This window comes from Pontibacterium sp., from assembly GCF_041587635.1.
Lineage (GTDB): Bacteria > Pseudomonadota > Gammaproteobacteria > Pseudomonadales > Balneatricaceae > Pontibacterium.
In genome coordinates, this window is the sequence record NZ_JBFGYC010000160.1 from 1 (window position 1) to 7311 (window position 7311).

Consider the following 7311-nt stretch of genomic DNA (forward strand, 5'->3'; position numbering starts at 1 on the left):
ATTCCAGTTCGAAAGCTTCTCATTGGAGTATGTCTCCCGCCATTTTCTTGATCGGGGCAAGCTGATCGATCACGTCGAGCAACGTGGTGATGAGATCCAACGGTTATACCATGAAGATAAACCCGCTTTAGCGCGATACAACCTGGAAGATTGCCGGCTGGTTTGGGATATCTTTGAAAAAGCGCAGCTGCTGCACTATCTGGTGGAGCGGGCGCGTTTAACCGGTTTACCGTTGGATAAAGTGGGCGGTTCAGCGGCAGCATTTGATAACCAGTATCTACCGCTGATGCATCGAGAGGGGTATGTCGCCCCCGAATATGCCTCGGGGCAATCCGGTTTAGACGCCCCCGGTGGTTATGTTATGGATTCCCAGCCAGGATTGTTTCGTCAGGTATTAGTGCTGGACTTTAAAAGCCTGTATCCGAGTATTATCCGCACCTTCAAAATCGACCCGGTTGGGATGGCGGAAGGCCTGAAAGAGGGGGCTGACACTGAGTGTCTGGTGCCGGGATTTAATCACGCTATTTTTGACCGCAGCAACAGTATTTTACCGGGGTTGATCGAAGGTCTCTGGCAAGCGCGTGATCGGGCTAAACTGGAGCAGAACCAGCCGTTGTCACAGGCGATCAAGATTATTATGAACTCATTCTATGGTGTGTTGGGTTCCAATGTATGCCGGTTCTACGATCAACGTCTTTCCAGTTCCATCACACTGCGTGGTCATGAGATTCTGACCCGTACTAAAACCTGTATTGAAGAGCAGTTTAATCATACGGTGATCTATGGTGACACCGACTCGGTATTTGTCTGGCTGGGTGATGACTATCCCCAGGAGCAGGCCGATTCCCGTGGTCGTGAATTGCAGGACTACCTCAACGCATGGTGGCAGCAGGAGTTAAAAGAGCGGTTCGATCTGCCCTGTTATCTGGAGCTTGAGTACGAAACCCATTACAGCCGTTTCCTGATGCCACGTATGCGTCATTCGGAAAAGGGCAGTAAAAAGCGTTATGCCGGTCTGCAATGTTTGAGTGGCGGTGAAACGCGCATGGTCTTTAAAGGACTGGAAAATGTCAGGACCGATTGGACGGCGCTCGCACGTGATCTGCAACAGGAGCTGTATGAACGTATTTTCCGCGAGCAGCCGTGGCAGGCGTTACTGAAGGAGCGGGTCGCAGCCGTGAAGGCAGGGGAGCTGGATGACCAGTTGATCTATCGTAAACGTATCCGACAACCGCTGGCAGAATATACCCGCAATCGTCCGCCTCATGTGCAGGCGGGACTGAAAGCTGAAAAACGTTATCAGGAGCAGGGCATACCCAGCCCGTTTAGACCGGGTGTTCATGTGGAATATGTGATGACCGTCAACGGGCCAGAACCACTCGAGTTTTTACGTTCACCGATCGACTATCAACATTACATCGATAAACAGGTGCAGCCGGTGGCCGATACCATACTCACCTTTATCGATGAGGACTTTGATCGACTCACGGCGCCGCAATACCGCTTATTCTGAAACTGAGCGGTTATTGATATAACTTCGGGAACCAACGGTGATAATCCTCTATAGTGATACAAATGGCATGCGTTTGATTTGTTTTTTTGTATCTCTATGGGGTGGTCAATGTCTGAAACTTATTCGAAAGAACTGCAGGGTGTGGACTGGTACGGACGAGATCTCTACAAAGCCGACTTGGCGGGGGCAGACCTGCGCGGGGCGAATCTTGGTGAAGCCGATATTAGCCATGCTTGTCTGAAGGGGGCCGATCTGCGTGAAGCGGACCTGTCTGGGGCCAATCTCTATAAAACAGACCTGTCCGGGGCGAACCTTCAAGGGGCGACAATTCGTGACGCTGATCTGTTTCACGCCATTCTGGATGGCGCGGATTTTACCGGTGCCTGCCTAATCAAATCCAATCTCAATGCCAGTTCAGCGCGCAGTTGTTGCTTTGATAAGGCTGACTTCTATGAAGCCAGTCTCTATAACGTGGATCTGACTGATGCGCATATTCACGGGGCAGACTTTTTTCATGCGGATCTGTTTCATGCCCGATTGCATCGTACCGATCTGACGGGCAGTGACCTGACCGACAGCTATCTGACCAATGCTGAGCTGGTGGATGTGGTGTTGGACGGTGTCGATTTAAGCGGCGCGGCTATGCCCGATGGCACTGTGTGTGCGCCGGGCTCCATTGGTGAATGTAAGCCAAAAGAGAGTGACATGATGGGCTTTCCGCCGATTATGCCGCCGTTCTGACAGTCTCTGGTACTGAGACTAAATAATAAAGTTATAAGCTTCAGCGGCGTGTTTTTGGGCATGACCTTCCAGTGTGCGGATCACGTCCGGTAGCTGGTCAGCAGGTACTGGCTTGCTGTATAGATAACCCTGAATTAAGTCACAATCCAAGCTTTTCAGATAATCCAGCTGGTCGTAGTTTTCCACCCCTTCGGCCACCAGTGTCAGCCCCATACTGTGTGACATGGCGATGATTGCTTTGACCAGTGAGGCATCATCCTCATCATCGGGTAGATCCCTGACAAAAGCACGGTCGATTTTAAGCTTATCGATAGGGAAGCGTTTGAGATAACTCAGTGATGAGTAGCCGGTACCAAAGTCATCGATGGCCAGCATGACACCCAGTGCTTTCAGTTCATTGAGCCAGGTAATCGCTTCCTCTGAGCCGTCGAGAAACATGCTTTCGGTGATTTCGATGATCAATTTGCTGGGATTCACTCCGGTTCTATCGATCAAGGCCTGGGCTGCGATGGCATTGAAGCCCAAGTGGCGCTGGCTGCTGGAGATATTGATCGCGACCGATAGATCCGTCAGCCCAAGTTCACACCATGCTTGCATCTGTTGGCACGCATGTTCAAAGACCCACAACCCCAGTGGTTGAATCAGTCCGGTTTCCTCGGCCATCGGTATGAACTCGGCCGGGCTGATAATGCCGCGCTCCGGGTGACACCAGCGCACCAGTGATTCAACCGCTTCAACGGTACCGCTTTGAGTGTTCACAATCGGTTGGTAGTAAAGTTCGAACTCGTTGTTCTGTAGTGCCAGACGTAATGCTTGTTCCAATTCGGTGCGATTTTTCACCTGATCACGCATCTCGGCGTTAAAAAACTGGTATTGATTACGACCGCGTTCTTTGGCTTTGTACATTGCCATATCGGCGTGGCGGAGCATGGTATCTGCGCTGGTTGAATCGTCAGGGTAGAGTGAAATGCCGATGCTGGCGCCGATATAAATTTCGCGCTCTTGAAGGTCAAAAGGTTCGCGCAGACAGTCGATCAGGCGTTGGCTGGTAGCCGCGGCGTGTTCGGTGGAATGGAGTGTCTGAAGAATCACCACAAACTCATCACCACCAAAGCGGGCGATGATATCTTCGTCGCGGATTTCGTGACGTAATCGTTTAGCAACCTGCTGCAGCAATGTGTCGCCCACAGCATGACCCATTGTGTCATTCACGGCTTTGAAACGATCCAGATCGACAAAGAGCAGAGCGGAGCAGTGCTGATTATTGTGGGCATTAAGTACCGTATTCTGAAGCTCTCCTTTTAGCATGGTGCGATTGGGCAGGCCAGTGAGGGCATCAAAGTTGGCTTGTTGCCGGATTTTGTACTCTTGTTGTTTGCGTTGGGTAATATCTGAGAACACGGCGACATATTGTTGTACTTTGCCCTGTGCATTTTTGATAGCGGACACGGACAACCACTGGGGGTATACCGATTGGTCTTTGCGTTTATTCCAGATCTCTCCTGACCATTGGCTGTGTTGGTTCAGGCTGGTCCACATGTTGGCGTAGAACTCATCGGTTTGCTGATCCGAACGCAACAGGTTCGGTGTTTTGCCTCTGACCTCTTCCAGTGTGTAACCGGTGATCCGGGTAAACGCAGGATTGACTGAGATGATGCGGCTTTTGGCATCAGTAACCAGTATCCCTTCACGGGTGGTTTCAAAGACGGCTGCGTTTAGGCGTAGCTCGTCTTCCGCTTGTTTCTTCTCAGAGATATCGTCCTTGACCGCTACATAATGGGTAATTTCATTCGCATCGTCGCGCAATGATGAGATCGTTGCGGATTCCCAGTATAAGGTTCCGTTTTTATGCTTGTTGCGAAAGATCCCCTGCCACTCCTGTCCGGAAAGCAAGGTCTTCCACATTTGGTGATAATCACTGTCTGTATGGTAATCCGAACGGAATATTCGGGGATTGGAGCCGATCACTTCCTCGTTGGTATAGCCGGATGTCTCCTCGGCTTTTGGGTTGATATATTCAATATTTCCATTGAGGTCGGTAATGACAACAGATACCGGGCTTTGTTCTAAAGCACGGGATAGTTTGCGTAGCTCCAGTTGGTTGTGGCGTGAGTGGGTCACGTCAATGCGTACCCAGACTTCACCACCTTCCGCGGTGGGCGTTTCGTTGCTTAGATAACAGTGGCCATTACTGAGAATTTGTAAGTTATGCCGATGGGTGTTTCCGTCGTGGGATGCGAGGACCGTTTGTTCAATATAGGGTTCGATTTTATCCAGCAGTTCCTGACGACTGATGCCGACTTTCAGTTCTTCTTTTAGCCACGGATAGCAGAGGCTAAATGGTTTGTTAAAGAGCACCAGATTGCCAGCGTGATCAAATAGCGCAAAGGCTTCATTGAGGCTGTCTACACCGTCACGCAGGCGCAAGCGTGCTTTCTCGGCCGACTGGTGAGAAATGGCCAGCTTCCGAAATAGAGCCCCCAGCCATAACAACAGCAACGAGCAGATCGCCAGTAAAAGGAGGCTGTAATACTCACCTTGTTTAATTTCCTGTGCCCGGTGAAATTGGTATGCCTGATGCAGTTGGCTGAAGGTTTTTTCGGAGGGGATTAACAGATAGTCTTCGTGTAATTTAGACAACGCCTGTTGCGCGTTGAGATTGCCCTGAATATGTAGATTCAGGTTACGAATGAAAAAACGTTGGTCGGGATTGGTAGAGTTATCAGCCCTCAGCTGTTCAATTGCGTGTGACACATCATCTGCATTCAGGGTGCTATGAAAAATATAGTGTCGGTAAAGTTGGTTGGCAATCGTCAGGACTTGGTCGCTGTTATGGTGATCAACCTGGTGCAAGTCGTCGATTAACTGAGGAAGATAATTCAGGCCATTACGGACGATAGCCGCGGCCGTTTTAATACGTTCGGTCTGAGTAATTTTAGCTTCTATTACGGTGGCGTAAGCGCTGAGTTTAAGGTCAAAGTCTGGACTTAGCTGTCCGTAAAATTCAGCTTGCCGATCGATGAGCTGGGCTTTGAGCGCACGAATCTCTGCTGTCGTTTGTGTGACAGGGTCATAGTTCTGTTGTTGCAGGGAGCTAATCAGAAGAATTTCCCGATCCAGTCTGCCGTCTAACTTCTGAACTTCCAGCAACAGATTCGACCTTTGCTTATTCAAATACAGGTCGCTGTCGTAGATAACAAAGAACAAGCTGATCACAAAACTGATTGCCAACAGCGGAACGAGAAAGACCGATAAACGTGGACTCTTCATGGTGTCAGCCTTGGGTGTTCTCCTACGAGGGAATGCAGGAAGATGATGATGGCGTCTGTGTGATTATCCGGAATCTCCCGACCGAGTTGGTAGCGGGCCATGAGCCGGATAGCCTCTTGCAGCGTGGAGACTGAGCCATCGTGAAAATAGGGGGCTGTCTTGACGGCGAGTCGCAGGCTGGGCACTTTGAACAGATACTTATCTTCAAGCTCTCCGGTCACGCTATAGCGACCGTAATCCGGAGTGTTGATTGGCGTACCGCGTTGTTGGAAGTAGCTCTGTACATTATTCACCGCACCCAGATACGCAAACATATTGCCTCCTACGTTTGCGCCTTGATGGCAGCTGATACAACCATAGGATTTGAACAACCGGTATCCCTGAATCTGTTGTTCGGAGAGTGCTTGAGCCTCCCCTTTGAGCCAGCGATCAAATGGTGAATGACTGGTCAGCAGCGATGCTTCGAACGTGGCAATGGCATCCCGGATATTGTCGGCAGTGAGACCGTCAGGATATAGACGCGCAAAGCGTTCACTGAGAGGACGATCATGGCTTAGTTTGTGGGTGATATCGGGCCAGTTGCTATTCATCTCAACCGGGTTATGTACCGGTCCGTTGGCTTGCTCACGAAGATTGAGCGCCCGGCCATCCCAGAACTGCATAAAGTTCAGAGCACTGTTGTACACCGTAGGGGCATTCGCGGACCCCAATGCATCATTGACACCGCGGGAGACGGGTTGGTTATCTGTGCCACCCTTGGAAAGGTTGTGGCAGCTAGCGCAGCTAATGCTGTTGTCTTTAGACAGACGGACATCGTGAAATAAAGATTCGCCCAGTTCTACTTTCTGAGACGAGAGATTCTGGGCTGCAAGAATGGGGTTGATCGGCTCGTGCCTTAAATCAAAAGCCGATAGCTCTGGAACCCAGAATAGAAGCGAGACAAATAGGTACCGCCTTAACCTTTCTACCACTCTACTCACCATCAAGTGACCACTTAGTAACTACTTCAAGACTCACTATATTAGTAGAGTCTAAATTGAATGTTAATGCCAGTGTATAACTAATTACAGTGTTATGTGGATGGCAGAAGTGAGGGTTATTTGATTATTGTCAAGCATCCCTCCGATCGGTTGTAGAAACCTCCTCTCGGCTTAGTAAAAAATAATTGGCGCCCTGAATCAGGGAGTGGTTTTTACTTTCGATCCAAAACGGGGCGCATGTTGTGAATGGTGTTTTTTGTCTTTGATTTATATGGATTTAATTCTTTAGGTTTGTTGCTTGTTTTTGGTGCATGAGTTGGCTTTTTGCACTAGTTTGGATGCTTGATATTTATCAAGGACGCCTTGTATTTCAACGGGTTAATTAAAGGCTCTACTTAGTCTGGAGAGCTGGAATATGACCACGCACGCACAAGATATTATGAGTCGGGAGCTGTTTACTGTTAGCCCCGAGATGTCTCTTATCGATATGGATAAAGCGCTATCCAGTCGTAAAATCAGCGGTGCTCCGGTGGTAAGCAATGGTGAATTAATCGGGATTGTGACCAGCACGGACATTGGTCGTCGTTTTTCCAGCAACTTAAAAACTGAGGCGGGTGAGACCAGTTACTACTGGCATAGCAACGGGACGATGACAAACCTGATTGTGGGTTCCGAAACGGCTGCCGGTGATCTGGACCCACGTCGGCTACCTGCCGTCGGGCGAGGACTGCGGCGTGTGGGGGACGCGCACCGACACCCCCGACTCGCTCCAGAACATCAAGTCCGGCTCCCGGCGGGCCGAGCTCG

At 50.0% G+C, this 7311-nt stretch carries 5 protein-coding genes; 3 read left to right on the top strand and 2 right to left on the bottom strand.

The annotated features are described in order from the left end of the window. Both ABYW01_RS09780 and ABYW01_RS09785 read left to right on the top strand, forming a co-directional pair. On the top strand, positions 1-1513 hold a 1513-nt coding region (locus ABYW01_RS09780; RefSeq protein ID WP_372832391.1), incomplete at its 5' end, for a DNA polymerase II. 108 nt (positions 1514-1621) lie between these two features. Next, entirely contained in the window at positions 1622-2254 is a 633-nt protein-coding gene (locus tag ABYW01_RS09785) for a pentapeptide repeat-containing protein (protein WP_372832393.1), read from the top strand. An 18-nt stretch (positions 2255-2272) separates the two neighbouring features. Here ABYW01_RS09785 and ABYW01_RS09790 read toward each other — a convergent pair whose 3' ends face one another. Together ABYW01_RS09790 and ABYW01_RS09795 are read right to left on the bottom strand one after the other, a co-directional pair. Further along, positions 2273-5524, bottom strand: a complete 3252-nt coding sequence (locus tag ABYW01_RS09790; protein WP_372832394.1) for an EAL domain-containing protein — start codon at positions 5522-5524, stop codon at positions 2273-2275. Then, entirely contained in the window at positions 5521-6495 is a 975-nt protein-coding gene (locus ABYW01_RS09795) for a cytochrome-c peroxidase (RefSeq protein WP_372832395.1), read from the bottom strand. Before ABYW01_RS09795 ends, ABYW01_RS09790 begins: the two co-directional genes overlap by 4 nt. 424 nt (positions 6496-6919) lie before the next feature. On the opposite strand from ABYW01_RS09795, the gene ABYW01_RS09800 reads away from it, so the two are divergent. Next, on the top strand, positions 6920-7311 hold a 392-nt coding region (locus ABYW01_RS09800; RefSeq protein ID WP_372832396.1), incomplete at its 3' end, for a CBS domain-containing protein.

Excerpts from the sequence above, each read along its gene's own strand:
- ABYW01_RS09785 (WP_372832393.1), top strand. The coding sequence starts at position 1,622 with ATGTCTGAAACTTATTCGAAAGAACTGCAGGGTGTGGACTGGTACGGA.
- ABYW01_RS09790 (WP_372832394.1), bottom strand. The coding sequence starts at position 5,524 with ATGAAGAGTCCACGTTTATCGGTCTTTCTCGTTCCGCTGTTGGCAATC.